This window comes from Streptacidiphilus rugosus AM-16, from assembly GCF_000744655.1.
GTDB lineage: Bacteria > Actinomycetota > Actinomycetes > Streptomycetales > Streptomycetaceae > Streptacidiphilus > Streptacidiphilus rugosus.
In genome coordinates, this window is sequence record NZ_JQMJ01000004.1 from 2,708,621 (window position 1) to 2,730,887 (window position 22,267).

Below are 22,267 nucleotides of genomic sequence, written 5' to 3' on the forward strand. Positions count from 1 at the left end.
GGGTAGGGCTGCGCACCGCGCGAGGGCGGTGCGCAGTACGAGCGCGTCGGGGGCCAGCGCGCTGAGCAGCGTCAGTCCGTCCCCGAGCGCGAAGAGCGCGGCCTCGACGCCGCAGGGGAGGTCGGGCCACGGCGGAAGCGGTCCGGTGCTGAGCAGTTGGCCGAGCGCCCGGTGATCGGCGAGCACGGCGGGGCCGTCCCAGCCCGGCGCGCCTCCGGCCGTGCCGCCGAGGTCGGTCGACTGGTCGAGGACCAGCCGGTCGCCCCGGCGGACCGTCAGTCGGGCCGCGAGCCTTCCCGGCGGTTCGCCGTGCCGGCCGAGCACCTGTTCCTCGCGCAACAGCAACCGGGCGGTCCTGTCGAGGCGGATCCGCGTCCACAGCCGCAGCTCGCTCCCCGAGGCGGCGATCACCGGTTCGGGGAGCCACTCGAGTTCGGCCTCCGCTCCGACGGTGAGATCGAGCTCGTAGTGGGCCGGGACGGGTTCGCGCCCGGGCAGGCTGACGGTGGCGGCCGCGGCGGACACACGCAGCCGCGCCCCCGGCTCCACCACGACCTCGATCCGCAGCCGGTCCCCTCCGAGCGGGGCGGCCATCGCGCCCACCACGACCACATGGGCGGCGGCCTCGCGCTCCGGATGCCGACTGCGGCGCAGCGCGAGCGGCCCGTCACCGGCCAGCACCGGCAGCGCGGTTCCGCCCCGCCCGTCCGGGGCCGCGACGATCCGGGCGAGCGCGGTGACGCGGCCGGCCCCGCTCACACCGGCTGCCACTCGGCGAGCCGCTCGCGCACCCACGCCGCGATCGGCGCGACGCCGTCCGGCCGCGCGAGCGAACAGAAGACGACGGGCAGGTCGCCGCGCTGCGCGGCGGCGTCCCTGGCCATGACGGAGAGGTCGGCGCCGACGAGCGGGGCGAGATCGGTCTTGTTGACGACGAGCAGGTCGGACGTGGTGACGCCGGGGCCGCCCTTGCGCGGGATCTTGTCCCCCCCGGAGACGTCGATGACGAAGATCTGGTGGTCGACGAGACCCCGGCTGAAGGTGGCCGTCAGGTTGTCGCCGCCGCTCTCGACCAGCACCAGGTCGAGCGGGCCGACCCCGGCCTCCAGCTCCTCGACGGCTTCCAGGTTGGCGCTGATGTCGTCGCGGATCGCGGTGTGGGGACAGCAGCCGGTCTCCACGGCGGAGATCCGCTCGGGCGGCAGGACGGCGTTCCGCAGCAGGAACTCGGCGTCCTCGGTGGTGTAGATGTCGTTGGTGACGACGGCGAGCGAGAGTTCGTCGCGCAGCGCACGGCAGAGCGCCGCGACGGTGGCGGTCTTCCCCGAGCCGACCGGGCCGCCGAGGCCGATCCGCAGCGCCCGGCGTCCGCCGATCGCCGGGAGCGGCGGGGCGGTGTGGTGGTCGTGGACGGGGAGGTCGGGGTCGAGGTGCATGGGTGGCTCCGATCGTGGGGCGGGCGTGCGACGGTCAGGACGCGAAGAGCCGGACGGGCCAGGCTGCGTGCTGTTCGGCGTGGAGGTCGAGGAGGGGCGCCCCGGCCGTCGGCAGGAGGTCGAGGTCGCCGGTTCTGGACGCCTCGGCAGCGGCTGCGACGGCGGTCCGGCCGACTTCGCCGATCGGCTCGGCGAGCGTGGCCAGGACGGCGGTCGCCCGGAAGGGATCCAGGCCGATCAGTCGCACGCAGGCGGTGACCGGCCCGGAGACCGACTCGTAGGCCACCGCCGTCGCGGCGTCCTCCGGCAGGAGTCCGGCCACCGCGGCGACCAGCCCGAGGACGACCGCCTGGTGTCCGCCGCCCGGCAGTTCGCGCGCGAGGGCGTCCAGGGAGGGGTCCGGCCAGGCCGCACGCGCCGCGCGCAGCAGTTGCCGGCCGAGCCGCCGGGACACGGCGCGCAGCGCCGGGGAGGGCGTCCGCGCCTCGGCCGCCTCGTCCAGGGCGAGCAGGTCGAGGCCCGAGGCGGCGGCCGCCGCCAGCGCGGCCGAGGTGAGCCCGACCGTGCGCAGCCGTCCGGTGCAGAACGCCTCCAGACTCACCGCGTCGTGCACCCGGCCGGCCCGGACCGCCGCCTCGACGCCGCCGGAGTGCGCGTGCCCCCCGGCGGGGAAACGCCCGTCGGCGAGGACCAGGAGGGCCGGATGCACTGCCATCGTCACGACCTCTTCACGCGGGCGGGGGCGTCTCAGGATTGCGACCGGTCAGGACGGTCGAAGCGGTCAGAACAGGAAGTACCGCTGGGCCATGGGCAGTTCCTCGGCCGGGTGCGGTTCGACCACGTCGCCGTCGATCCGCACGGTGAAGGTGTCAGGATCGACGGTGACCCCGGGCAGGGCGCTGTTCTCGCGCATCGTGCTCTTGGTCACGGCCCGGGTGTCGGTGATCGCCGTGAAGGCCTTGGCCACACCGAGCCGCTCCGCGAGCCGCTCGGGCAGGCCGTCGTCGAGCGCCCACCGGGTGGTGAAGTTCAGCGAGTTGGCCGAGGGAGCGCGCCCGATGCCGCCGAACATGGGACGGGGGAACACCGGCTGCGGGGTCGGGATGGAGGCGTTCGCGTCCCCCATCTGGGCCCAGGCGATCTGCCCTCCCTTGAGCACCAGATCGGGCTTCACCCCGAAGAAGGCCGGCGTCCACAGCACCAGGTCGGCGAGCTTCCCCGGCTCCACCGAGCCGATCTCCTCGGCCATGCCCTGGGCCAGCGCGGGATTGATCGTGTACTTGGCCACGTAGCGGCGCGCACGCCGGTTGTCCGCGCGCCCGTCGCCGGGCAGCGCGCCGCGGCGTCGCTTCATCACGTGCGCTGTCTGCCAGGTGCGCAGCACCACCTCGCCGATCCGGCCCATGGCCTGCGAGTCCGAGCTGATGATCGAGATCGCGCCCAGGTCGTGCAGCACGTCCTCCGCCGCGATCGTGGTCGGCCGGATCCTCGACTCGGCGAAGGCCAGGTCCTCCGGCACGTTCGCGCTCAGATGGTGGCAGACCATCAGCATGTCGAGGTGCTCCGCCACCGTGTTGTGGGTGTGCGGGCGGGTCGGATTGGTGGAGCTGGGCAGGATGTTCGGCTCGGAGACGACGGTGATGATGTCCGGCGCGTGCCCGCCGCCCGCGCCCTCCGCGTGGTAGGCGTGGACCCCGCGTCCGGCGATCGCGGCCAGGGTGTCCTGGACGAATCCGGCCTCGTTCAGCGTGTCCGTGTGCAGCGCCAGCTGTGCGCCGCTCTCCTCGCAGACGCGCAGGCACGCGTCGATCGCGGCGGGCGTCGCACCCCAGTCCTCGTGGATCTTGAACCCGACGGCGCCACCGCGCAGTTGCGCGTGCATCGCCTCCCTGGAGACCGTGTTGCCCTTGCCGAGCAGTCCGAGGTTGACCGGGTACTGCTCCGCCGCCGCGAACATCCGGGCCAGGTGCCAGGAACCTGGCGTGATCGTCGTCGCCTTCGAGCCCTCGGCCGGGCCGGTCCCGCCGCCGACCAGGGTGGTCACCCCGGAGGCGAGCGCCTCCTCGAAGAGCTGCGGGCAGATGAAGTGCACGTGCGCGTCCACGGCCCCCGCGGTGAGGATCCGGCCGTTTCCGGCGATCACCTCCGTCTCTGGGCCGATCACCAGGTCCGGATGGACGCCGTCCATCGTCTCGGGGTTGCCGGCCTTGCCCAGGGCGGTGATCCGGCCGTCGCGGATGCCGACGTCGGCCTTGACGACGCCCCAGTGGTCCAGCACGACAGCGCCGGTGACGACCGTGTCCGGCGCGCCCTCGGCCCGGGAGACGCGACTCTGCCCCATGGACTCGCGGATCACCTTGCCGCCGCCGAAGACGGCCTCGTCGCCGCCGCCGCAGCGGTCCTCCTCGACCTCGATCAGCAGGTCGGTGTCGGCGAGCCGGATCCGGTCCCCGACGGTCGGCCCGTAGAGGTCGGCGTAGCGCCGCCGAGTCACCGTCAGGGCCGCCGCGCGCGGTCCTTCGGCTTCCGGATTCCCGCTCATCGCGCCTCCTCCGGCCCGTCCAGGGGACCGGCCGTCCCGCCGCGCAGACCCAGCACCTCGCGGCGGCCGCCCAGCGGCACCAGCTCCACCCGGGCCGGGATGCCGGGTTCGAAGCGGACCGCGGTCCCTGCGGGGATGTTGAGTCTGAGCCCGCGCGCGGCGGCGCGGTCGAAGTCGAGGCCCGGATTGGCCTCGGCGAAGTGGTAGTGCGAGCCGACCTGCACCGGGCGGTCGGCGGTGTTGAGGACGGTGAGCACGGTCACCGCCCGCCCGACGTTGAGCGCGACATCGCCCTCGCCGAGCAGCAGTTCACCTGGGATCAGGGACATCTCCGCAGCTTCCCCTCCGGTCGGGCCGTGTCAGTGGATGGGCTCGTGCAGGGTGACGAGCTTGGTGCCGTCGGGGAAGGTCGCCTCGACCTGGACGTCGGGGATCATCTCCGGCACGCCCTCCATCACGTCCGCGCGGCCCAGCACCGAACGCCCCGACTCCATCAGTTCGGCGACGGTCCGCCCGTCGCGGGCGCCCTCCAGCACATGGACGGTCAGGATCGCGAGCGCCTCGGGATGGTTGAGCCTCAGCCCGCGCGCTCTGCGGGCGGAGGCGACGTCGGCGGCCACATGGATGAGCAGTCGTTCCTGCTCGTGCGGGGTGAGTCTCATCGGACGCTGCTCCTCGGGTGGGAGGCCGGACTCGTCGCCGCAGGGGCACCGCCCTGTGCCGCCGCGTGCCACGAGTGCGGCCACCGTAGCCGAAGCCGGGGCCGCCGGTCAGCGAACCTCGGCCAGAAACTACGCGCGTCACACAGAAGTAACCTGACGGTCCATGAGCCGCTTCCGCGGCGCCGACCCGGGCGGGCCCTCCGGTCATCGGACGCACGGCCTCTTCCGCCGCCGCCGTCGCTGCGTCACCATGGTGTCGCGAACAGTCACCAGCAGGAGCGACACCACCGAGCAAGGGGTTGTCATGAGGTTGGGCAAGATCGTCGCCACGGGCATCGCCGAGGACGTCGTGGACGCGTCCGTCGAGGAGTCCCTCCCCACCGTCACCAGTGAGACCACCGCCGCCGACCCGGCGGTCGACGCGCCCGCCCCCGCGCAGGCGGGTTCGAGCGCGGAGCGGTGACACCCTTCCGGCGCGCCCCCAGGGAGCGTCCGGACCGGCCGCCGGTCGGGTACAAGATCGCCCGCCCGATGCTCTCCGCGGACGGCGCCCGCCTGGGCTTCCGCGGGGTGTCGCTCGGCGGGGACATCGTCTACGGGCCGCTCGACGACGCCCGTTGCGGTTACGAGCGGCGGCACCGGCCGCCGTCGCGGTGGTGCGCCTGCGGCTTCTACTGCCTGCACGACGCGGCCGCGGCGATCGAGCTCGGCTGTGCGACGGAGTACCGCGACACGGTGCTGCTCGAGGTCGCGGTCCTGGGCGTCTACCTGCGCCACGAACGCGGCATGCGCTTCGAGCGGCAGCGGGTCCGCCGGATCCTGTGGCCTCGCTGTGCCTGCGGCCGCCGGTCCGAGGGCGTGCTCGACACGGGCGAGGGAATCCTCGGCTGGCGCGCGCTCACCGGCAGCTGCGCCGTCTGCGCCGGGCACCGGCCGCTGCTCCGCTTCGACGCGTACGCGGGGCTGGGCGGTCCCGGCGTCACCGCGGCCTGCGACGAACGTCTCGCTCCCCCGGCGCCGCGCGCCCCGATCGCCGCCGACCTCACCCTCTCGCTCGACCAGGCCGGCGGCGCCGACGGCCTGGTCCCCCAGCTCGCCGCCGAGGCCGCACTGCTCCAGGCCCGCCTGGACTGGTTCCAGCTGCAACTCGGCCGCCTCGGCGACCCGACGGACGGCTGACCCACCGGGACGACGCCCACACCGTCGCGGCCGGCCGGGCGTCGCCGAGCACTCCGGGTCGGCCTCGGGCCCGGCCCGGCAGGGCCTATGGTGGCTGCATGACTCAGGAGCTTCCCACCGCGCCGGTGCGGGTCGACGCCTGGATCTGGTCGGTGCGGCTCGCCAAGACCCGGTCCGCGGCCGGGGCCGCCTGCCGGGCCGGGCACGTCCGGGTGAACGGCGAGCGGGCCAAGCCCGCGCAGCCGGTGAAGCCCGGCGACGAGGTGCGGCTGCGGCAGGAGGGCCGGGAGCGCATCGTGATCGTCCAGCGGACCGTCGTCAAGCGGGTCGGCGCGCCGGTCGCCGCCGAGTGCCTGATCGACAAGAGCCCGCCGCCCCCGCCCCGCGAGCTGCTCGCCGCGCTGCCGGTCCGCGACCGCGGCGCGGGCCGGCCCACCAAGCGCGAACGGCGCGAGACGGACCGGCTCAAGGGGCTCTGAGGCGGGCCCGGGCTCAGGCCCGCTTGACCGAGACCACGCCGTAGCCGGCGACGTCCTCCGCGGTCAGGGCACGGTCGTCGTCGCTGACGTCCTCCGCGCCCGCGTGCCACTCGTTGACCGGGACCACCCCGGGAGCGACCGGCTCCCAGCCGTGGCCGGAGGCGAAGCGCAGGATCTCGTCGTGCGAGCGCGAGGCGATGTGCAGGCCCGAACCGCTGTAGACGCGGGTCACCGCCTCGGCCACCTCGGGCGAGAGGAAGTCGCCGCTGCCGTGGGAGAGGATCAGCGCGCTGCCGGCCGGAAGCATCTGCTTGTACCGGTCGAGCAGGCCGTACGGGTCGTCGCCGTCGGGCAGGAAGTGCAGCAGCGCCACCACGAGCAGGGCCACCGGCTCGTCGAAGTCCAGCAGTTCCTTCGTCGCCGGGGCGTTGAGGATCGACGCCGGGTCGTGGAAGTCCGCGTCGACGTAGGCGGTACGGCCCTCGGGCGTGCTGCTGAGCAGTGCGCGGGCGTGGGTCAGCACCATCGGGTCGTTGTCCACGTAGACCACCCGCGCGTCGGGCGCGAGCAGCTGCGCGACCTCGTGGGTGTTGTTCGCCGTCGGGATCCCGGTGCCGATGTCGAGGAACTGACGGATCCCCAGGGAGCCCGCGTAGCGCACCGCGCGGCCGAGGAAGCGCCGGTTGGCCCGCGCGCCGGCCGGTGCGGTCGGCAGCAGTTTGACGACCTGCTCGGCGGCGACCCGGTCGGCGGGGAAGTTGTCCTTGCCGCCGAGGTAGTAGTCGTACATCCGCGCCGGGTGCGGGATGTCGGTGCGCAGCTCCGTGTGGCGCGCGGCGTCCCCGCCGTCCTCACCCGTGGCCCAGTCCCAGCTCTCGTCCACCGCGGACACCTCCCCAGCTGTTCCCGCACGCGAGAACACCACACCCCGGACCGGGGTGACATTTCGCCTCCCCGTAAATCCCCACCATGCTAACTGTGGCACGAGAGACTGGCAGCATGCATCACGGATCTTTCACGCCCGGTCAACTTCGTTCCTATTGCCTTGAATTCAACGGATCTGAAGAAACTTTCCCCTTCAATCCCGAGACTTCCGTCTTCAAGGTGGGTGGAAAGATGTTCGCGCTCGTCGAGTTGGACGGTGCGCCGCCACTCACTGTGAGCCTCAAGTGCGATCCCGAACTCGCCGTCCGACTGAGGGAGGAACACCCGGCGATCACCGGCGGGTGGCACCTGAACAAGCGCCACTGGAACAGCGTGCTGCTGGACGGCTCGCTGCCGGAACGGCTGGTCCACGAGATGATCGAGGACTCCTACGACCTGGTCGTCTCCTCACTGCCGCGCAGGCAGCAACTGCTCCTGGACTGGCCCGGCACACGACGGCGTGAGCGCGACGGGGAGTGAGGGAAGGCGCGCGGGGTCGCGCCTCAGAGGTCGATCGTGATGTAGGTCTTGCGCAGCGTCTCGTGGATCTCCCAGACGCCGCTCCAGCCGGCCGGGGTCACCAGGGTGTCGCCGGGGCCGATCTCGACGGGCGCGCCGCCGTCCGGGGTGAGCGTCGCCCGGCCGGCCAGGATCTGGCAGATCTCGTGGTAGCCCTCGCGTGTGGCCGTGAAGCGGCCCGGCGTCGCCTCCCAGATCCCCGCCTCCACACCTTCCGGCGCGGTCCAGACGGTCAGCGCCGCCTCCTGCTGCCCCTGGCTGGTGCTGGTCGGCTTGGGCGCGAAGGCGCCGAGCTCGGCCTGGTCGGCGTGGCGGAGGACGATGGCCATGGTCGGATGCTCCTGGGGCGGCGTCGGCGGTGCTTCGGTCAGGGGTGCGGAGCAGGCCTCGGTGGGGCGTGCTCCGGCGTGTGTGGGGCGTGCGGACACGGGCGAGCGCCAGGCTGCCAAAGGGGCGGCCTTCCCACCACCGGCAAGGTGTAAGGCGGTCACCGGCCTCGTTCGCAATCCGACGGTTTCCCGGGTACGGGTGACGTGGGCGGCGTACCGTCAGTGCTCCAACAGATCCCGCGCGCGAGCCGGAGGGGCGTCGGATGAAGGTCGCGGGGGCGGCGTCATGGACGATCGTGGTGGACGAGTGGAGCTCGTTGCTCGAGTCCCCCCTGTGGCTGCGCGCGGCGGAGCGCATCGAGGTCGCGCCCGAGGGCCTGGTGCCCGGCGCTCTGGCGATCGACCCGCTGCCCGCCCCCTCGTTGGAAGCAGGGCTCGCCGCCGAGCCGGCCCTCGCCGAGGCCTGGCGGGCCTGGTGGCAGGCGTCGGTGGCGCAGGCCTTCGGCAAGCCGACCGGGGACTTCGCCCGTGACACCGCCATCCGGGCCCGCTTCGGCCCGCCCGGCTTCGAGAGCGTCGCGCCGGGCCCGCTGCGGGAGGCGGCGCAACGGCGCTGGGCGGAGGCGATGAAGTGGCACAACGCCCGCAAGCGCGCGGGCGTCCAGGCCATGATCGCGGACGGCGCCCGGCAGCCCGAGGGCGAGGTCGTCCGGGCGGTCGAGGCGCAGCTCGGGCGGCGCGCGGAGCCCTTCTCGGTCTCACTCACCGTCATCCCGGTCCTCGACGACCGGATCCGCAGCGTCGGCGGCCGGGCCTTCCTGATCCCCGAGCACCTGCGGGGCACGCCCCGGTACGCCGACTGGCTCCACGGCCTGGTGCGCGCGCTGGCCTGAACCCGCGTGAAAAGCTCTCGACCCTGTCCTCTTCTGTCCCTTCCGTCCCCGTACCGTCCCGGTCCGGCAACAGTCCGGGGGTGACGCTGTGCGCTGCGCGCCGCGGACGATAACGTGCGGGGGCAGCGACCAGGAAACGGGAGGACAGCCGCCATGCAGGCTGAGATCAAGGGCAGCACCATGCCGGTGCTCGAGGTGCAGTTGGCGCCGGGCGAGAGCGTGGTGACCCCGCACGGCGAACTGTCGTGGATGTCGGCCAACATGCAGATGTCGCAGACGATGTCGACGGGCAACCAGGGCCAGGGTGGTGGCGGCGGCGGGTTCATGGGCGCCATGAAGCGCGTCCTGGGCGGCGGCAGCCTCTTCCTGACCCAGTACCAGGCGCAGGGCACGGCCGGACTGGTCGCCTTCGCGTCCAAGGTCCCCGGTCACATCGTGCCGGTCGACATCACCCCGGGCCGCGCCTTCATGGTGCACCGGCACGGATGGCTGTGCGGGACCCCGGGGATCACCCCGTCGGTCGGCCTGCAGCAGTCGTTCCGCGGCGGCCTCTGGGGCGGCGACGGCTTCGTCATGCAGAAGCTGGAGGGCCAGGGGCGCGCCTGGATCGAGCTCTCCGGCGAGCTGACCACCTACACGCTCGGCCCCGGCCAGACCATGCTGGTGCACCCGGGCCACGTCGGCATGTTCGACCTCCAGGTCCAGTTCACCATCACCCGGGTCCCCGGCATCGCCAACAAGATCTTCGGTGGCGACGGCTTCCACCTCGTCGCGCTCACCGGCCCGGGCCAGATCTGGCTGCAGAGCATGCCGCTGCCCAACCTCGCCCACTCCCTCGCCCCGTACATGCCGGGCAACGGGGCCGAGAACGCGGAAGCGGCCGGCATGGGCGGCCTCCTCGGCGGCATGATGCGCTGACGCGCTCCCGCCCCGACGTAAGACTTCCGTAGCCGGGGCGAACCACCGCAACCCTGCTGAGCAGCGGTCTCATGGAGACATGAGACCGCGCACCACTCCGCCGACCCCGCCGTCCCGGCGGCGCCCGCTGGACCTGCCCCTGCCGACGCCCCCCGAGGCCCTGCGGCGCGGGCCGCTGCGCGAGGGCGCGTTCCGCTCCCGGCTGCACGAGCCGCGGACCGCGGTCGTGATCGGGCGATGGCTCGGCCTGGCCGTGCTGACCTGTTTCGTGACCGGTCTGATCAGTCACGAGCTGCAGCAGCCGCCGGGCTGGCTCAGGGACCACCTGCCGAGCCGCCCGGTGCAGGGCTACCGGATCACCCAGGGCCTTCACGTGATCAGCGGCATCGCCGCGATCCCGCTGCTGGGCGCGAAGCTGTGGACCGTCTACCCCAGGCTGTTCGCCTGGCCGCCGGCGCGCAGCGTCCGGCACGCACTGGAGCGGCTGGGCGTCGCGCTGCTGGTCGGCTCGATGGTGTTGGAACTGTTCACCGGGCTGCTCAACACGCTGCAGTGGTACCCGTGGCCGTTCCCGTTCCGGCAGACGCACTTCTGGCTCGCCTGGATCGCGGTCGGCGGCCTGTTGCTGCACATCTCCGCGAAGGGGCCGGAGATCGCCGAGCACTGGCGTCGCAGCAGGCCCGCGCTCGCCGGACGGCGGGCGATGCTGGGCACGGTGGCGGCCGCGGTCGGCGCGGTCACCCTGGTGACGGCCGGTCAGACCGTGCCGTGGCTGCGCTCCCTCGACCTGCTGGCCCCGCGCCGACCCGACCTCGGCCCGCAGGGGCTGCCGGTCAACCGGACCGCCGCCCAGGCGGGTACCGTCCGGACGCCGGCCGACTGGCGGCTGCGGGTGGACGGCCCGCGCCCCTACACCCTCACCATGGCCGAACTACTGGCCCTGCCCCAGGCGGAGGCCGAGCTGCCGATCGCCTGCGTGGAGGGGTGGAGCGCCTCCGCCCGCTGGGGCGGCGTCCGGCTGCGCGACCTGCTGGACCGGGCCGGTGCACCGCCCGGAGCGCTGATCCGGGTGACCTCGCTGGAGGCCGACGGTCCGTACGCCGTCATGGAGATGCCGCACACCTACGCCCGCGACCCGCTGACGCTGCTGGCCCTGCGCGTCAACGGCCTCCCGCTGCACCCGGACCACGGCTACCCGGCCCGGATCATCGCGCCGAACCGGCCCGGCGTGCTGCAGACCAAGTGGGTCTCCCGGCTGGAGGTGCTCTGATGGCGCGGACGGGGCGGACGGGGCGGACGGCGGGGGCGACGCAGGCACCGCGGAAGGCCCGGTCGGTCCGGGCTGCGCGGGCGGTGAGGGTGCTGACCGGTGCGGCCGGGGCCGGCGTGATCAGCTACGGGATCTACGGCCTGCTCCACGACCCCTACATCGGGGACCCCTTGTCGGTGCTGTTCTGGGGCGTCGGCGGGCTCGTCCTGCACGACGGGCTGTGGCTGCCGCTGGTCCTGCTCGCCGGCACCGCCCTGGTCCGCCGCCCGCTGCTGCGCGCCGGGCTGGTCGTCGCCGCCGCGCTGACCGCCGTGGGGCTGCCGGCCGTGCTGCGCGCCGGGGTCGACCACGGCAACGCGAGCCTGCTGCCGCTGCCCTATCTGCGGAACCTGCTGCTGTCGCTGGCGGCGGTCGCGGTGGTGGTCGGGGCGATCGCGGTCGGCCGGGCGGTCGCGCCCAGGGTTCCGCCCGCGCTGGGCCGACTGCGGCGGGCCCGGCAGGCGGTGCGCGTCCGGCGGACCTCGCGCGGGGCCCGACGCAGCCCCGCACGGCCCGGCTGAGAGAATGGGTCGCAAGCTGACCACCGGCGAGAGAGGTGCCGCAGCACATGGGCGACATATCGGTCGGCGCGACGGTGACCGCCGTCAGCCGTGACGCGACGCACAACTTCAGCAAGCCGAACGTGGCCGGCATCCGGCTGCTGGAGGGCCTGGGGGTCGACGGTGACGCTCATCTGGGCGTCACCGTGCAGCACCTCTCGCGCGTCGCGGCCGACCCGACCCAGCCCAACCTCCGCCAGGTCCACCTGATCCACGCCGAGCTGCACGACGAACTGCGCGAGGCGGGTCACGAGGTCATCCCCGGCGCCATGGGCGAGAACATCACGACGCGGGGGATCGACCTGCTCGGCCTGCCCCGCGGCGCACGCCTGCGGCTGGGCGCGGAGGCCGAGATCGAGATCACCGGCCTGCGCAATCCCTGCCCGCAGATCGAGAACTTCCAGCGCGGCCTGCTCAAGAAGGTCGTCGGCAGGAACGAGCTGGGCGAGATCGTGCGCAAGGCGGGGATCATGGCCGTGGTCCTGGCGAGCGGCGAGGTCCGCCCGGGCGACGCCATCACCGTCGAGCTGCCGGACGGCCCGCACCAGCCGCTCGAACGCGTCTGAACGAGGGCGACCGACGGGGACGTCTGAACGCCGCTTCCGAACGGACGCTTCCGAACGCGCGCTTCCGAGCGCACGCGACGCCCGCCGCGTCCTGGTGGGAGGCGGCGGGCGTCGCGTCGGCTCGTCAGACCCGGACGCTGTCCACGTCGGGGGCGCGGGACGAGGCGTTGGTGAACGCGATCGTGTTGCCGCTGCCGGCGTTGAGCTGGACGTCGATGGTGATGGTCTGCGGCTGCGGAGCGCTGAAGGTCCCGAGCGGCGGCACGCTGACGGTGTGGGCGACGCCGTCGACCGTCACCGTCGCCGTGCGGGCGCTGGTGGCCCCGTTGACGAAGCTGATGGCCAGCGGGTAGCTGCCTGCGGCGACCGCCTTGACCCCGTTGATGGTCAGGGTTCCGGTGGCCGAGGTGCTGTATCCGATGTAGCCGACACGCGAGCCGCCGGAGCAGCCCGACGCGCAGGCGACGGCCTTGGCTCCGCCGGCGAGCGTGTTCGCGGAGGCCTCCGCCTCGTAGAGCGCGGGGGTCTGGGTGGGCGACGCCGAGGGGCTGGACGAGGGGCCGGCGGCGCCTGCGGTCGGGCTCCAGTAGTCCCCGGCCATCACCAGGTAGACCAGCATCTTGATGGTCTCGCCGTAGTAGGAGTCACCGAAGGGGTTGCTCCCGAGCTGGCTCCAGATGGCGTCGGTCCAGGCCTGGTCGCCGGCGGCCATGGCGGCGGGGCCGATCGAGTCTCCCGCCTCCTCGGCCGTCGTGTCTCCGGAGACGTTTCCGTTGGCGCAGTTCAGCTTGATGTGCGGCTGGACCTTGGCCGGGTTGCCGCCCGCCAGTCCCTTGGTGCAGGCCGACCACTTCTTCGCGTCGGCGTAGGAGACCGCCGCCGTGGTGGAGCCGTTGAGCAGCGCGTCGGTGCCCAGGTGCCACGGGACGCGGATGGAGTTGTAGCCGACGATGTTGTCCGGCTGGTCCTCCTGGTAGTTGGCGGGCGCCGGGGAGGGCGAGGTGGTGTTGGCGTTGACCACGAAGTCGGACATCAGTCCGGCGCTGGAGGAGTAGGCGCCGGTGAACTCGGTGACGATCGCCTGCATCCGGTCGACGACCTTGGTCCAGTCGTGCGCGGTGTCGTAGGCGGCGAAGGCGCGCAGGTGGTCCAGCATGTTGTCGGACGGACGGGTGTCGGTGGACGGGCCGTCGTCCTCGCACTTGAGGTGGCCGTCGGAGGTCACGTCGTGGGCGTAGACGCTCGCCAGCCAGGCCTTCGCGTCGGCGGTGTAGCCACCCCACTGCCTGTCCGCGAGGATCAGGCCGTAGCCGATGTCGAGGTCGCCGTCGGTGGCGGCGTCCGGGGTGCCGGAGCTGTAGTACTTGCAGCTCTTGCCGTCCAGCTGCCACTGCATCAGGCCCCACTGGTCCTTGTGGTCCTTGACCAGCTGCCAGAGGCCGTTGAACTCGGTCTGCGCGTCGGCGTCGTAACCGGCCATCAGCGGCACGATGTTCATGCCGTAGCCCTGGGCTTCGGACACCGTGCCGTTGTTGGTGGCGTCGCCGTCGCCCTTGGTCGAGACGTAGTACTCGTTCGAGGCACAGCCGTGGACGAGATAGCTGCTCTTCCAGGAGTTGTACTGCTTCTCGACCGCGGCGTCGCGGCTCGCCTGGGAGGCGGAGGGCATCACGCCCACCTTGTAGGTCTGGTGCTGCGGGAACGGCATCGCCGGCGTCGCGGCGGCGTGGGCGCTGCCGCCCGCCACGGCGAACCCGGCGGCGATGGCGGCCGCTGCGGCCACTCCCGCCAGGACGCGTTGCGGAGTACGGACCATCGACACTCCTCGCAAGGGAAGTTGAAGCCTCAATTGGGTTAGGAAACTTTCCTAACTGAGATGCCGGTGAGTCTCCCGCCCCGTCCTGAGCGCGTCAAGATGTCCGTCAAGATCCGCGAAGATCCGTAAAGTTCCGCGCCGGTCCGCGCCGGTCCGCGCTGATCCGCCCTGATCCGCCCTGATCCGCCGACGGGATAGGCTCCGAAACAAGGCCGCGAGGCCGTACGCAACGGAGAGGGAAGCGCGTCCATGTCCGACATCGTCCTGCTCACCGGCCGCACCATGCCCCGCGAGGTCTCCGAGAACGACCTGCTGGCAGACGAGTTGCGGACCCTCGGCGTCAGGGCGGAGATCCAGCCCTGGGACGAGCCGCTGGACTGGAGCGAGCACGGTATCGCCGTCGTCCGCACCACCTGGGACTACTGGGACCGGCTCGACGAGTTCCTCGCGTGGGCCGAGCGGACCCGGAAGCAGACGACGCTGCACAACCCCGCCGAGGTCATCGTCTGGAACCACCACAAGGGCTACCTCGTCGGACTGGGCGAGTCGGGCGTCCCGGTGATACCCACGCGACTGCTCCGCGCGGGTTCGGGCGCAGCGGAGATCGCCACTGCCCTGGCCGAGTTCGACGAGCGGCACGGCGGCGTCGAGCTCGTCGCCAAGCCCGCCGTCTCGGCCGGCGCGCGCGGCGCCCTGCGCACCCGCGCCGACCACCCCGAGGCCGCCGCGCACCTGCGGGAGCTCGTCGCGAAGGGCGACGCCCTGCTGCAGCCGCTCGCCGAGTCCGTGCTGACCCGGGGCGAGACCTCGCTGGTCTTCTTCGGTCAGGAGTTCAGCCACGCCGTCCGCAAGGTGCCGGCCGGTGGTGAGTACCGCATCCACGAGCACCACGGCGGCAGCGTGCAGCCGCACGCCCCCACGGAGGCCGAACTCGCCGCCGCCCGGCTCGCGTTGGCGTCGGCTCCGGCGCGGACCGCCTACGGGCGGGTCGATCTGGTCGAGCTCTCGGAGGGACCGGCCGTGATGGAGCTGGAACTCATCGAACCAGAGCTGTTCCTCCCCTACGCGGACGGCGCGACGGCCCGCTACGCCCGGCACCTCGCGGCGCTGCTGCCGTGACCGGAGCTGTCACCGGGGCCGTCACCGGAGCCGCCACCGGCACGCCGGTCGAGGTCTGGCTGCTGGACGCGCGCCGACCGGTGCCGGGCCTGGATGCCGAGGCGATCGACACCCTGCTCGACACGCAGGAGCGGTCACGCGCGGCCGCGTTCGTCCGCGAGAGCGACCGCGTGCTCTACCGCGTCGCCCACGCGGCCCTGCGCACGGTGCTCGCGACCCGGACCGGACTGGCCGGGTCCGGTCTTCGCTTCTCGCGCGAGCCGTGTCCCTGTTGCGGTGAGCCGCACGGCCGCCCGCGCCTAGAGAGCCCGGACGGGCCGCAGTTCTCGCTCTCGCACGGCGGCGATCTGGTGATGATCGGCCTGGCCCGGAGCGCCACACCGATCGGCGTAGACGTCGAGCCGCTCCCTTCACCCGAGGTGACGCTCGAACTCACGCACCTGCTGCACCCCTGGGAGCAGGACGAGCTCGGCGCGGGGCGGGCGGACGCCGCCGACCGGACTCCCGACCCCGAGGCGTTCGCGCGCATCTGGACGCGGAAGGAGGCCTACCTGAAGGGCCTCGGGACCGGACTGGGTCGCGACCCCTCCGAGGACTACACCGGCGAGGCCGAACCAGCCTCTCTGCCTGCGGGTTGGGCTCTCGCCACGGTTCCGGCCGGACCAGCCCACGCCGCCGCCCTCGCGGTCCGCGCCGCCGCCGTGGAGATCACCCTGCACAGCTCGCTGCGCTGAGGCGGGAGCCGGCTCAGGCCAGGCGCCTGCGGACACGTTCCAGCTCCCTCGCCGGGAACGCCTCGGCGACGAGCAGACGCGGCAGCAGGTCCGGCTCAAGCGTCAACGCCCGGAAGGAGAGCGCGATCGTGACGTCGTGGTCGGGCCGCTGCAGGACCTCCACGCTGTCGCCCGCGCGGATCTCGCCCGGCTGGAGCACCCGCAGGTAGGCGCCCGGCCTGGCGGCCTCGGTGAACCGCCTGATCCAGCCCTCACGGCGCAGCCGGCCCTGGAAGGTCGCACACGGGATCCGCGGACAGGACACCTCCAGCACGACGTCCGACCCGATCCGCCAACGCTCGCCGATCAGCGCCTCGTTGACGTCCAGCCCCGCGGTGGTGAGGTTCTCCCCGAACTCGCCGTTGCGCAACGGACGGCCCAGCTCCGGCTCCCAGCCGTCGAGGTGCTCGCGGGCGTAGGCGTAGACCGCCTGGTCGTCGCCGCCGTGGTGCTTGACGTCGTACACCCGGTCACCCGCGAGCCCGACCGCGCCGGTCCCCTTCGGGCCCGGCGTGCAGACGGCGACCGGCCCCTCGACGGGCCGCTTGTCGATGCCCGTCGCCTCCAGCCCCTTCCACGGGTTGGGGCGGGGTCGGCCGACGTTGACGGAGAGCAGCTTCATGGAACGTGACGCTACGGGTCCGGTCGCGCCCCCGCGAATCGATTTCCAGATGCTCCGTGACCTGCGATGGGGCCCGCCGGTTCCCGCCGGCGGGCCCCACCCGTTCGCGCCACGCCCCACACGCAGGCGAACCCTCGGATCAGGTCTGGATCATCAACTCTGGGCGAAGCCGGAGAAGTCGGACTCGCCACGGGTGCCGTCGCTGTGCGAGCTGGTGAACACTCCGACGTCCTGCGTCGCGGCGGTGCCGGGAACGGTCACCTGACCGACCTGGGTCCAGCTGCTGTCGTCCGTCGAGTAGAAGCCGGTGAAGACGGGCCCGTTCCGGACCAGCTTGAGCCAGGACGGGTAGACCGCGCTGCCGCTGCCCTGGTCGGCCGGCGCGCTGTTCGAGTCGAGCTGTCCGTCGCCGTCGCTGTCCCACTGCAGGACGTAGCCCTTGCCGGGGGCCTCGGCCAGGATCAGGTAGCCGGGCGAACTGTCCGCCGCGGTGATGTCGTTGCGCACCATGATGCCCGCCTTGGCCCAGTCGCTCGTCGCGGCCTGGGCGGTCAGCTCGACGACCGTCGTCGAGCCGTCGTGCTCGGCGCCCGGCCGGTAGACCGCGCTGTACTGGTCGGTGCTGCCGTAGAGGTCGGCGCCCGCGCCGTCGATCGCGAGGTCGCCGCCCAACTGGCCGAAGACGGCGGTGGTGTCGGTGAAGGTCCGGAACGGCGCCTGCACCGTGGAGGGGACCTCGGCGAGGTTGGGCGAGCCGAGCTGCTCCGTCCCGCCGGGCCAGTGGGCACGGGCCGTGCCGGTCAGGGTGACCTTCGCTATCGGCGCGCTCGGGATCGCCGGCGCGGTGACCCTGAAGGCGGCGATCGCCATCCGGCCGCCGCCCACCCTGGCGAAGTGCACCGCCGTGAGCGGCTTGACGGTCCATCCGGTGGGAGCCGTGATGCCGAGCCGCAGGTCGGTGACGGCGGCGGCGCCGTCGTCGGTGTAGGTCGAGGTGACCGTGGCGGAGCTGCCGCTGGTGAACTCCGGTGCGGTCGTCTCCAGCACGGAGGCGGGTGCGAGGGCGCCGGGTCGGTCCGTGGGCGTCACCCGGTACATGACCGTTCCGTGGCCGGGCACCGAAGCGGCGATGGTTCCGGCGGCGCCCGCCGAGGTGCTGCTGTGCGCCCAGAGATCCCGCAGCACATACCCCTTGGCCGCGGGCAGGCCCACGGCCGCGGCGCTGGTCGCGATGGTCGCCCGGCCCGCGTTCTCGTTGAACAGCGTCACGGCGACGCTGCCGTCGGCCAACGGCTTGGCCAGGACGTCGTGGCCGCCCGCGAGGGTGACCGGGGTACCCTGCCGGCCGAGCCGGTCCTGGTCGACGGCGATGACCTCGCGGTTGGCGTAGATCGACAGGGTGTCCGCACCGGCGGTGCGCAGATCGGCCCCGGAGATCAACGGGGCGGCCATCTCGGCCCAGAGGGAGAACTCGCTGCGGTCCTCGGCCGCGGTCATCCCGTTACCGACCTCCAGCATGTCCGGGTCGTTCCACGCCCCCGGCCCGGCCCCGGCGGCCAGCTGCACGTTCTGGTGGAAGTTCCAGAGCATGTCGCCGAAGGAGGGGTCGATGTCCCCGGTGGTGCGCCAGAGGTTGCCGACGCCGGAACCCCAGGAGGCGACGTTCTCGTTGCCCCAGTTGCACAGGCTGTAGACGATGGGCCGGCCGGTGGCGGCCAGGGCGTCGCGCATGGCGGTGTAGCGCTGGAGCGAGGGGACGCCCTGGTTGTAGCAGTTGTCGTACTTGAGGTAGTCGACGCCCCAGGAGGCGAAGCTCGCCGCGTCCTGCTGCTCGTGGCCGAGGCTGCCCGGATAGCCGGCGCAGGTGAGCGTGCCCGCGCTCTCGTAGATGCCGAGCTTGAGGCCCTTCGCGTGGACGTAGTCCGCGACGCCCTTGATCCCGTCGGGGAACTTGACGGGGTCGGGAACCAGCGCCCCGTTCGCGTCCCGACTGTGCGTCAGCCAGCAGTCGTCGATGTTGACGTAGGTGTAGCCGGCGTCCTTGAGACCGCTTGCGACGATCTTGTCGGCGGTCTGCTCGACCAGTTTCTCGCTGACGTCGCAGCCGAAGGCGTTCCAGTCGTTCCAGCCCATGGGCGGGGTGAGCGCCAGCCCGTTGTCGAGCGCGACCGCCGGGGTGGCGGCCAGGGGAACGGCGGCGAGTGACGCCGCGGAGAGTGCGGTCGCGACCAGCGCGGCCCACGTCTTGCGCATGCCTGCTCCAGGATCCGTAGGGGTCCGTCAGGGGTGGTTCACGGCCCGCCAAGCGAAGCAAAGTCAACAGCATCCGTCAATAACAAACACAGCCGCGTTCAACCTCTGGCGCAGTGTGGCATGTGCCATTACACTCACGCCGCAGCAAAGCAGCAGCTCAAGCCCGACTCTCCTTGCGGAGTCCAGGGCGACACTGCCACGCACCCGGAACCAGCCCTTGTGTCAACGTACTTGACACAAATTTTGATCGTTCTAATATCTGCAGGCCAACGTTTGTTTGTGCATTTTTGTTTGAGACTCGGAGGGGACATGTCGGTCACACGACGCGGACTGCTGCGCGGGGCACTGCTCGGAGCGGGCGCGATCGCGCTGCCCAGCGCGCTGACGGCGTGTGGGAGCAGCAGTGGGAGCGGCGGTTCCGCCGGTGGCGCCGCCGGCAAGACGGTCAGTTTCGGCTCCAACGCCGCAGTGCCGCAGCCGAAGGGGGCCTACCAGTCGCTCTTCGCCCAGGCACAGCGGGAGACCGGGCTGACGGTCGACGTCAACTGGGTGGACCACAACACCTTCCAGCAGAACATCACCACCTACCTGCAGGGCAACCCGCAGGACGTGTTCAACTGGTTCGCCGGCGAGCGCATGGAGTTCTTCGCCGGCCAGGGGCTGCTGCACGACGTCGACGAGGTCTGGGCCGGCATCGGCGGCAACTACACCGAGGCGATGAAGGCCCAGAGCAAGGGCCCTGACGGTCACTACTACTTCGTGCCCTTCGACTACTACCCCTGGGCCGTCTACTACAGCAGGAGCCTGTGGCAGGCGAAGGGGTACACCGAGCCCACCACCTGGGACGAGTACATCGCACTGGCCAGGAGGATGAAGCGCGACGGGCTGATCCCGATCGCCTTCACCGACAAGGACGGCTGGCCCGCGATGGGCACCTTCGACTACCTCAACATGCGCATCAACGGCTTCGACTTCCACGTCGAGCTGATGCGCAAGGGCGACCGGTGGAACTCGCCCCAGGTCAAGGCGGTCTTCGACCAGTGGGCGCAGCTGATCCCCTTCTACTCCCCCGGCTTCATGGGTCTGACCTGGCAGGAGGGCGCACAGCAGATCCTGAACAAGCAGGCGGGGATGATGGTGCTCGGACTCGACCAGATCGGCACCGTCTTCACCGGCGACAAGGCCGCCGACCTCGGCTTCTTCGCCTTCCCTGAGATCAACCCGAAGTACGGCCAGGACGCGGTCGAGGCGCCGATCGACGGCTTCATGATGTCCCACTCCCCCAGGAACCACGACGGCGCGGTCAGGCTGCTGCAGTACCTCGGCACCGCCCGGGCCCAGCAGACCTGGCTCGGCTCCAACCCTGCGGACATCGCCACCGCCGACGGGGTGGACGCGAGCAAGTACACCCAGGCCCAGGCCGACTCGGTGAAGCTGATCCAGAAGGCCGCCCACATCTCGCAGTTCATGGACCGCGACACCCGCCCGGACTTCGCCGACCCGGTGATGCTGCCGGCGATCCAGCAGTTCCTGAACCATCCCAAGGACGCGGCGTCGATCATCGCGAGCATCGACAAGCAGGCCACCTCGATCTGGGCCGGCAACGGATGACACGCCGCCTCTCCGTACGGGACCGGATCACCCTGGGTCTCATGGCCGGCGTGCCGCTGCTGCTGACCACCGCCCTGGTCTGGCTGCCCGCGCTGCTCTCGGTCGTGCTCTCCTTCGCCAGCTGGCCCGGCATCGGCGGGGTGGAGAACATCCACTGGGTCGGGCTGCAGAACTACCGGAACATCCTCACCATCTATCCGCCCTTCCAGCCGGCCGTCGAGCACAACCTGATCTGGCTGGTGGTCTTCTTCTGCGTGCCGGCTCCCGTCGGGCTCTTCCTGGCGACGCAGTTGGACAAGCAGATGCGGGGCTCGCGCCTCTACCAGAGCGTGCTCTTCCTGCCCGTGGTGCTGTCACTGGCACTGATCGGCTTCATGACCGAGCTGATCTTCTCGCCCACCCAGGGCCTGCTCAACAACCTGACCGGCCACGCCAGAGGCTCGTCGGTGGTGGACTGGCTGGGTGATCCGCACCTGAACATCTGGGCGGTGCTGCTGATGGCCTGCTGGCGGCAGACCGGCTACGTCATGATCATGTATCTCGCCGGGCTCAAGTCGGTGGACCCCTCGCTGAAGGAGGCGGCCGCCCTGGACGGCGCCGGCGGGCGGCAGACCTTCCGCCACGTGGTCTGGCCCGCGCTGCGGCCGATCAACGTCGTGGTGCTCGTGATCACCGTGATCGAGTCGCTGCGCGCGTTCGACATCGTCTACGTCATCAACCGCGGCACCAACGGTCTGGAGCTGCTCTCCGTCCTGGTCACCGACAACATCGTCGGCGAGGCCAGCCGCATCGGCTTCGGCTCCGCGCTGGCGACCATCCTGCTCGTGATCTCGATGGCCTTCGTCATCCCGTATCTCTTCAGCACCTTCCGGAAGGAGGAGCGCGGATGAGCGGCACCCTCACCGCCCGAAGGATCGCCCTGCACGTGTTCCTCGGGCTGACCTGTCTGGTGTGGATCGCGCCGCTGCTCTACGCCTTCTACACGGCGCTGCGTCCGTACCAGGACACCCAGCGGCTCGGCTACGTCTCCGTCGGCGGCCACTACGGCCTGGGCAACTTCACCGACGCCTGGAGCCAGGCCCAACTGCCGCAGTACTTCCTCAACTCGGTACTGATCACCGTGCCGGCGCTGGTGCTGACGCTGCTGCTGGCCGGCATGGTCGCCTTCGTGGTGTCCCGCTACACGTTCAGGATCAACGTCGCGTTGCTGATGGTGTTCACGGCGGGCAACCTGCTGCCGCAGCAGGCCCTGATCACCCCGCTGTACAAGCTCTACCAACTGGTGCCGCTGCCGCTCTGGCTCTCCGACTCGGGCAAGCTGGACGACTCCTTCCTGGGTCTGGTGCTGGTGCACGTGGCCTTCCAGACCGGCTTCTGCGCCTTCGTGCTGTCGAACTACATGAAGACCATCCCCGGCGAGCTGGGCGAGGCAGCACTGATGGACGGGGCCTCCGCGTGGCGTCAGTACTGGCAGATCATCATGCCGCTCTGTCGACCGGTGCTCGCGGCACTGGCCACGCTCGAGTTCACCTGGATCTACAACGACTTCTTCTGGGCCACGGTGCTGATGCAGACCGGCTCCAAGCGGCCGATCACGGCCGCGCTCAACAACCTGACCGGCGAGTTCTTCGTCAACAACAACCTGATCTCGGCGGCGGCCCTGATCGTCGCCGTGCCGACGCTCGTCGTCTTCTTCGCCCTGCAGAAGCAGTTCGTCTCCGGGCTCACCCTCGGCGCGAACAAGGGCTGACGCTGCC

24 protein-coding genes and 1 pseudogene are annotated in these 22,267 nt (G+C 71.7%); 14 read left to right on the forward strand and 11 right to left on the reverse strand.

Annotated features, from left to right (window positions below; genetic code table 11):
- Positions 1–195: 195 nt before the first annotated feature.
- The 6 genes and pseudogenes from BS83_RS48945 to BS83_RS21330 all read right to left on the reverse strand — a co-directional run.
- Positions 196–594: pseudogene (locus BS83_RS48945) on the reverse strand (urease accessory protein UreD); the annotation flags it as partial.
- A 161-nt stretch (positions 595–755) separates the two neighbouring features.
- Positions 756–1,436 (reverse strand): urease accessory protein UreG, encoded by a 681-nt coding sequence (gene ureG, locus BS83_RS21310; RefSeq protein WP_037605227.1) that lies wholly within the window; start codon positions 1,434–1,436, stop codon positions 756–758.
- Positions 1,437–1,470: 34 nt separating this feature from the next.
- Positions 1,471–2,151: an urease accessory protein UreF gene (locus BS83_RS21315; RefSeq protein WP_037605228.1), complete on the reverse strand. Its 681-nt coding sequence runs from the start codon at positions 2,149–2,151 to the stop codon at positions 1,471–1,473.
- Between the two features lie 66 nt (positions 2,152–2,217).
- Entirely contained in the window at positions 2,218–3,978 is a 1,761-nt protein-coding gene (locus BS83_RS21320) for an urease subunit alpha (RefSeq protein ID WP_051943523.1), read from the reverse strand.
- Entirely contained in the window at positions 3,975–4,301 is a 327-nt protein-coding gene (locus BS83_RS21325; protein ID WP_037609572.1) for an urease subunit beta, read from the reverse strand. The genes BS83_RS21320 and BS83_RS21325 overlap by 4 nt, the downstream gene beginning before the upstream one ends.
- A gap of 36 nt (positions 4,302–4,337) precedes the next feature.
- Positions 4,338–4,640, reverse strand: coding sequence for an urease subunit gamma (locus BS83_RS21330; protein ID WP_037605229.1), 303 nt, complete (start codon positions 4,638–4,640; stop codon positions 4,338–4,340).
- A 304-nt stretch (positions 4,641–4,944) separates the two neighbouring features.
- Between BS83_RS21330 and BS83_RS45600 the strand changes: the two genes are divergently transcribed.
- The 3 genes from BS83_RS45600 to BS83_RS21340 all read left to right on the forward strand — a co-directional run bounded on the left by BS83_RS45600 (position 4,945) and on the right by BS83_RS21340 (position 6,298).
- Positions 4,945–5,103, forward strand: coding sequence for a hypothetical protein (locus BS83_RS45600; RefSeq protein WP_157597265.1), 159 nt, complete (start codon positions 4,945–4,947; stop codon positions 5,101–5,103).
- Positions 5,100–5,819 carry a hypothetical protein gene (locus BS83_RS21335; protein ID WP_037605230.1) on the forward strand — a complete coding sequence of 240 codons (720 nt, stop codon included), beginning with the start codon at positions 5,100–5,102 and terminating at the stop codon, positions 5,817–5,819. The genes BS83_RS45600 and BS83_RS21335 overlap by 4 nt, the downstream gene beginning before the upstream one ends.
- 98 nt (positions 5,820–5,917) lie before the next feature.
- The gene (locus tag BS83_RS21340; protein ID WP_037605231.1) at positions 5,918–6,298 is read left to right on the forward strand and encodes an RNA-binding S4 domain-containing protein; all 381 of its coding nucleotides are present in this window, start codon (positions 5,918–5,920) and stop codon (positions 6,296–6,298) included.
- A 13-nt stretch (positions 6,299–6,311) separates the two neighbouring features.
- On the opposite strand, the gene BS83_RS21345 is transcribed toward BS83_RS21340, so the two are convergent.
- Positions 6,312–7,181 (reverse strand): SAM-dependent methyltransferase, encoded by an 870-nt coding sequence (locus BS83_RS21345; protein ID WP_051945483.1) that lies wholly within the window; start codon positions 7,179–7,181, stop codon positions 6,312–6,314.
- A gap of 116 nt (positions 7,182–7,297) precedes the next feature.
- On the opposite strand from BS83_RS21345, the gene BS83_RS21350 reads away from it, so the two are divergent.
- Positions 7,298–7,702, forward strand: coding sequence for an MmcQ/YjbR family DNA-binding protein (locus tag BS83_RS21350; RefSeq protein ID WP_037605232.1), 405 nt, complete (start codon positions 7,298–7,300; stop codon positions 7,700–7,702).
- A 23-nt stretch (positions 7,703–7,725) separates the two neighbouring features.
- Here the strand turns inward: BS83_RS21350 and BS83_RS21355 are convergent, their stop codons facing one another.
- On the reverse strand, positions 7,726–8,070 hold the full coding sequence (locus tag BS83_RS21355) for a cupin domain-containing protein (protein WP_037605233.1): 345 nt from the start codon (positions 8,068–8,070) through the stop codon (positions 7,726–7,728).
- Between the two features lie 263 nt (positions 8,071–8,333).
- Between BS83_RS21355 and BS83_RS21360 the strand changes: the two genes are divergently transcribed.
- The 5 genes from BS83_RS21360 (at position 8,334) to BS83_RS21380 (ending at position 12,316) form a co-directional block, all read left to right on the forward strand.
- The gene (locus tag BS83_RS21360) at positions 8,334–8,963 is read left to right on the forward strand and encodes a hypothetical protein (RefSeq protein WP_037605234.1); all 630 of its coding nucleotides are present in this window, start codon (positions 8,334–8,336) and stop codon (positions 8,961–8,963) included.
- A 153-nt stretch (positions 8,964–9,116) separates the two neighbouring features.
- Positions 9,117–9,881 (forward strand): AIM24 family protein, encoded by a 765-nt coding sequence (locus BS83_RS21365; protein WP_037605235.1) that lies wholly within the window; start codon positions 9,117–9,119, stop codon positions 9,879–9,881.
- Positions 9,882–9,960: 79 nt separating this feature from the next.
- Complete coding sequence (locus BS83_RS21370) at positions 9,961–11,151, forward strand: molybdopterin-dependent oxidoreductase (protein WP_084713792.1); 1,191 nt, start codon at positions 9,961–9,963, stop codon at positions 11,149–11,151.
- On the forward strand, positions 11,151–11,711 hold the full coding sequence (locus tag BS83_RS46570; protein WP_198035274.1) for a hypothetical protein: 561 nt from the start codon (positions 11,151–11,153) through the stop codon (positions 11,709–11,711). Before BS83_RS21370 ends, BS83_RS46570 begins: the two co-directional genes overlap by 1 nt.
- A gap of 47 nt (positions 11,712–11,758) precedes the next feature.
- Positions 11,759–12,316: an MOSC domain-containing protein gene (locus BS83_RS21380; RefSeq protein WP_198035275.1), complete on the forward strand. Its 558-nt coding sequence runs from the start codon at positions 11,759–11,761 to the stop codon at positions 12,314–12,316.
- Between the two features lie 124 nt (positions 12,317–12,440).
- Here BS83_RS21380 and BS83_RS21385 read toward each other — a convergent pair whose 3' ends face one another.
- Complete coding sequence (locus tag BS83_RS21385) at positions 12,441–14,132, reverse strand: glycosyl hydrolase family 8 (protein WP_063774206.1); 1,692 nt, start codon at positions 14,130–14,132, stop codon at positions 12,441–12,443.
- Between the two features lie 249 nt (positions 14,133–14,381).
- On the opposite strand from BS83_RS21385, the gene BS83_RS21390 reads away from it, so the two are divergent.
- The gene (locus tag BS83_RS21390) at positions 14,382–15,251 is read left to right on the forward strand and encodes an ATP-grasp domain-containing protein (protein WP_037605236.1); all 870 of its coding nucleotides are present in this window, start codon (positions 14,382–14,384) and stop codon (positions 15,249–15,251) included.
- Positions 15,248–15,985, forward strand: a complete 738-nt coding sequence (locus BS83_RS21395) for a 4'-phosphopantetheinyl transferase family protein (RefSeq protein ID WP_232248443.1) — start codon at positions 15,248–15,250, stop codon at positions 15,983–15,985. Before BS83_RS21390 ends, BS83_RS21395 begins: the two co-directional genes overlap by 4 nt.
- A gap of 13 nt (positions 15,986–15,998) precedes the next feature.
- On the opposite strand, the gene BS83_RS21400 is transcribed toward BS83_RS21395, so the two are convergent.
- Together BS83_RS21400 and BS83_RS47650 are read right to left on the reverse strand one after the other, a co-directional pair.
- Positions 15,999–16,646, reverse strand: coding sequence for an MOSC domain-containing protein (locus BS83_RS21400; protein ID WP_037605237.1), 648 nt, complete (start codon positions 16,644–16,646; stop codon positions 15,999–16,001).
- A 153-nt stretch (positions 16,647–16,799) separates the two neighbouring features.
- Positions 16,800–18,899 carry an NEW3 domain-containing protein gene (locus tag BS83_RS47650; RefSeq protein ID WP_084713795.1) on the reverse strand — a complete coding sequence of 700 codons (2,100 nt, stop codon included), beginning with the start codon at positions 18,897–18,899 and terminating at the stop codon, positions 16,800–16,802.
- A 309-nt stretch (positions 18,900–19,208) separates the two neighbouring features.
- Here BS83_RS47650 and BS83_RS21410 point away from each other — a divergent pair, with 309 nt between their 5' ends.
- The 3 genes from BS83_RS21410 to BS83_RS21420 are packed head-to-tail and all read left to right on the forward strand — an operon-like array spanning position 19,209 to position 22,260.
- Positions 19,209–20,510: an ABC transporter substrate-binding protein gene (locus BS83_RS21410; RefSeq protein WP_157597266.1), complete on the forward strand. Its 1,302-nt coding sequence runs from the start codon at positions 19,209–19,211 to the stop codon at positions 20,508–20,510.
- A gap of 41 nt (positions 20,511–20,551) precedes the next feature.
- Positions 20,552–21,400, forward strand: a complete 849-nt coding sequence (locus BS83_RS21415; protein WP_037605239.1) for a carbohydrate ABC transporter permease — start codon at positions 20,552–20,554, stop codon at positions 21,398–21,400.
- Positions 21,397–22,260 carry a carbohydrate ABC transporter permease gene (locus BS83_RS21420; protein WP_037605240.1) on the forward strand — a complete coding sequence of 288 codons (864 nt, stop codon included), beginning with the start codon at positions 21,397–21,399 and terminating at the stop codon, positions 22,258–22,260. Before BS83_RS21415 ends, BS83_RS21420 begins: the two co-directional genes overlap by 4 nt.
- Positions 22,261–22,267 lie beyond the last annotated feature (7 nt).

Bases quoted from the DNA above. Each gene is read 5' to 3' on its own strand.
- ureG (WP_037605227.1), bottom strand. From the start codon at position 1,436: ATGCACCTCGACCCCGACCTCCCCGTCCACGACCACCACACCGCCCCG.
- BS83_RS21315 (WP_037605228.1), bottom strand. From the start codon at position 2,151: ATGGCAGTGCATCCGGCCCTCCTGGTCCTCGCCGACGGGCGTTTCCCC.
- BS83_RS21320 (WP_051943523.1), bottom strand. From the start codon at position 3,978: ATGAGCGGGAATCCGGAAGCCGAAGGACCGCGCGCGGCGGCCCTGACG.
- BS83_RS21330 (WP_037605229.1), bottom strand. From the start codon at position 4,640: ATGAGACTCACCCCGCACGAGCAGGAACGACTGCTCATCCATGTGGCC.
- BS83_RS45600 (WP_157597265.1), top strand. From the start codon at position 4,945: ATGAGGTTGGGCAAGATCGTCGCCACGGGCATCGCCGAGGACGTCGTG.
- BS83_RS21340 (WP_037605231.1), top strand. From the start codon at position 5,918: ATGACTCAGGAGCTTCCCACCGCGCCGGTGCGGGTCGACGCCTGGATC.
- BS83_RS21350 (WP_037605232.1), top strand. From the start codon at position 7,298: ATGCATCACGGATCTTTCACGCCCGGTCAACTTCGTTCCTATTGCCTT.
- BS83_RS21355 (WP_037605233.1), bottom strand. From the start codon at position 8,070: ATGGCCATCGTCCTCCGCCACGCCGACCAGGCCGAGCTCGGCGCCTTC.
- BS83_RS21360 (WP_037605234.1), top strand. From the start codon at position 8,334: ATGAAGGTCGCGGGGGCGGCGTCATGGACGATCGTGGTGGACGAGTGG.
- BS83_RS21365 (WP_037605235.1), top strand. From the start codon at position 9,117: ATGCAGGCTGAGATCAAGGGCAGCACCATGCCGGTGCTCGAGGTGCAG.
- BS83_RS21370 (WP_084713792.1), top strand. From the start codon at position 9,961: ATGAGACCGCGCACCACTCCGCCGACCCCGCCGTCCCGGCGGCGCCCG.
- BS83_RS46570 (WP_198035274.1), top strand. From the start codon at position 11,151: ATGGCGCGGACGGGGCGGACGGGGCGGACGGCGGGGGCGACGCAGGCA.
- BS83_RS21380 (WP_198035275.1), top strand. From the start codon at position 11,759: ATGGGCGACATATCGGTCGGCGCGACGGTGACCGCCGTCAGCCGTGAC.
- BS83_RS21385 (WP_063774206.1), bottom strand. From the start codon at position 14,132: ATGGTCCGTACTCCGCAACGCGTCCTGGCGGGAGTGGCCGCAGCGGCC.
- BS83_RS21390 (WP_037605236.1), top strand. From the start codon at position 14,382: ATGTCCGACATCGTCCTGCTCACCGGCCGCACCATGCCCCGCGAGGTC.
- BS83_RS21400 (WP_037605237.1), bottom strand. From the start codon at position 16,646: ATGAAGCTGCTCTCCGTCAACGTCGGCCGACCCCGCCCCAACCCGTGG.
- BS83_RS47650 (WP_084713795.1), bottom strand. From the start codon at position 18,899: ATGCGCAAGACGTGGGCCGCGCTGGTCGCGACCGCACTCTCCGCGGCG.
- BS83_RS21410 (WP_157597266.1), top strand. From the start codon at position 19,209: ATGTCGGTCACACGACGCGGACTGCTGCGCGGGGCACTGCTCGGAGCG.
- BS83_RS21415 (WP_037605239.1), top strand. From the start codon at position 20,552: ATGGCCGGCGTGCCGCTGCTGCTGACCACCGCCCTGGTCTGGCTGCCC.
- BS83_RS21420 (WP_037605240.1), top strand. From the start codon at position 21,397: ATGAGCGGCACCCTCACCGCCCGAAGGATCGCCCTGCACGTGTTCCTC.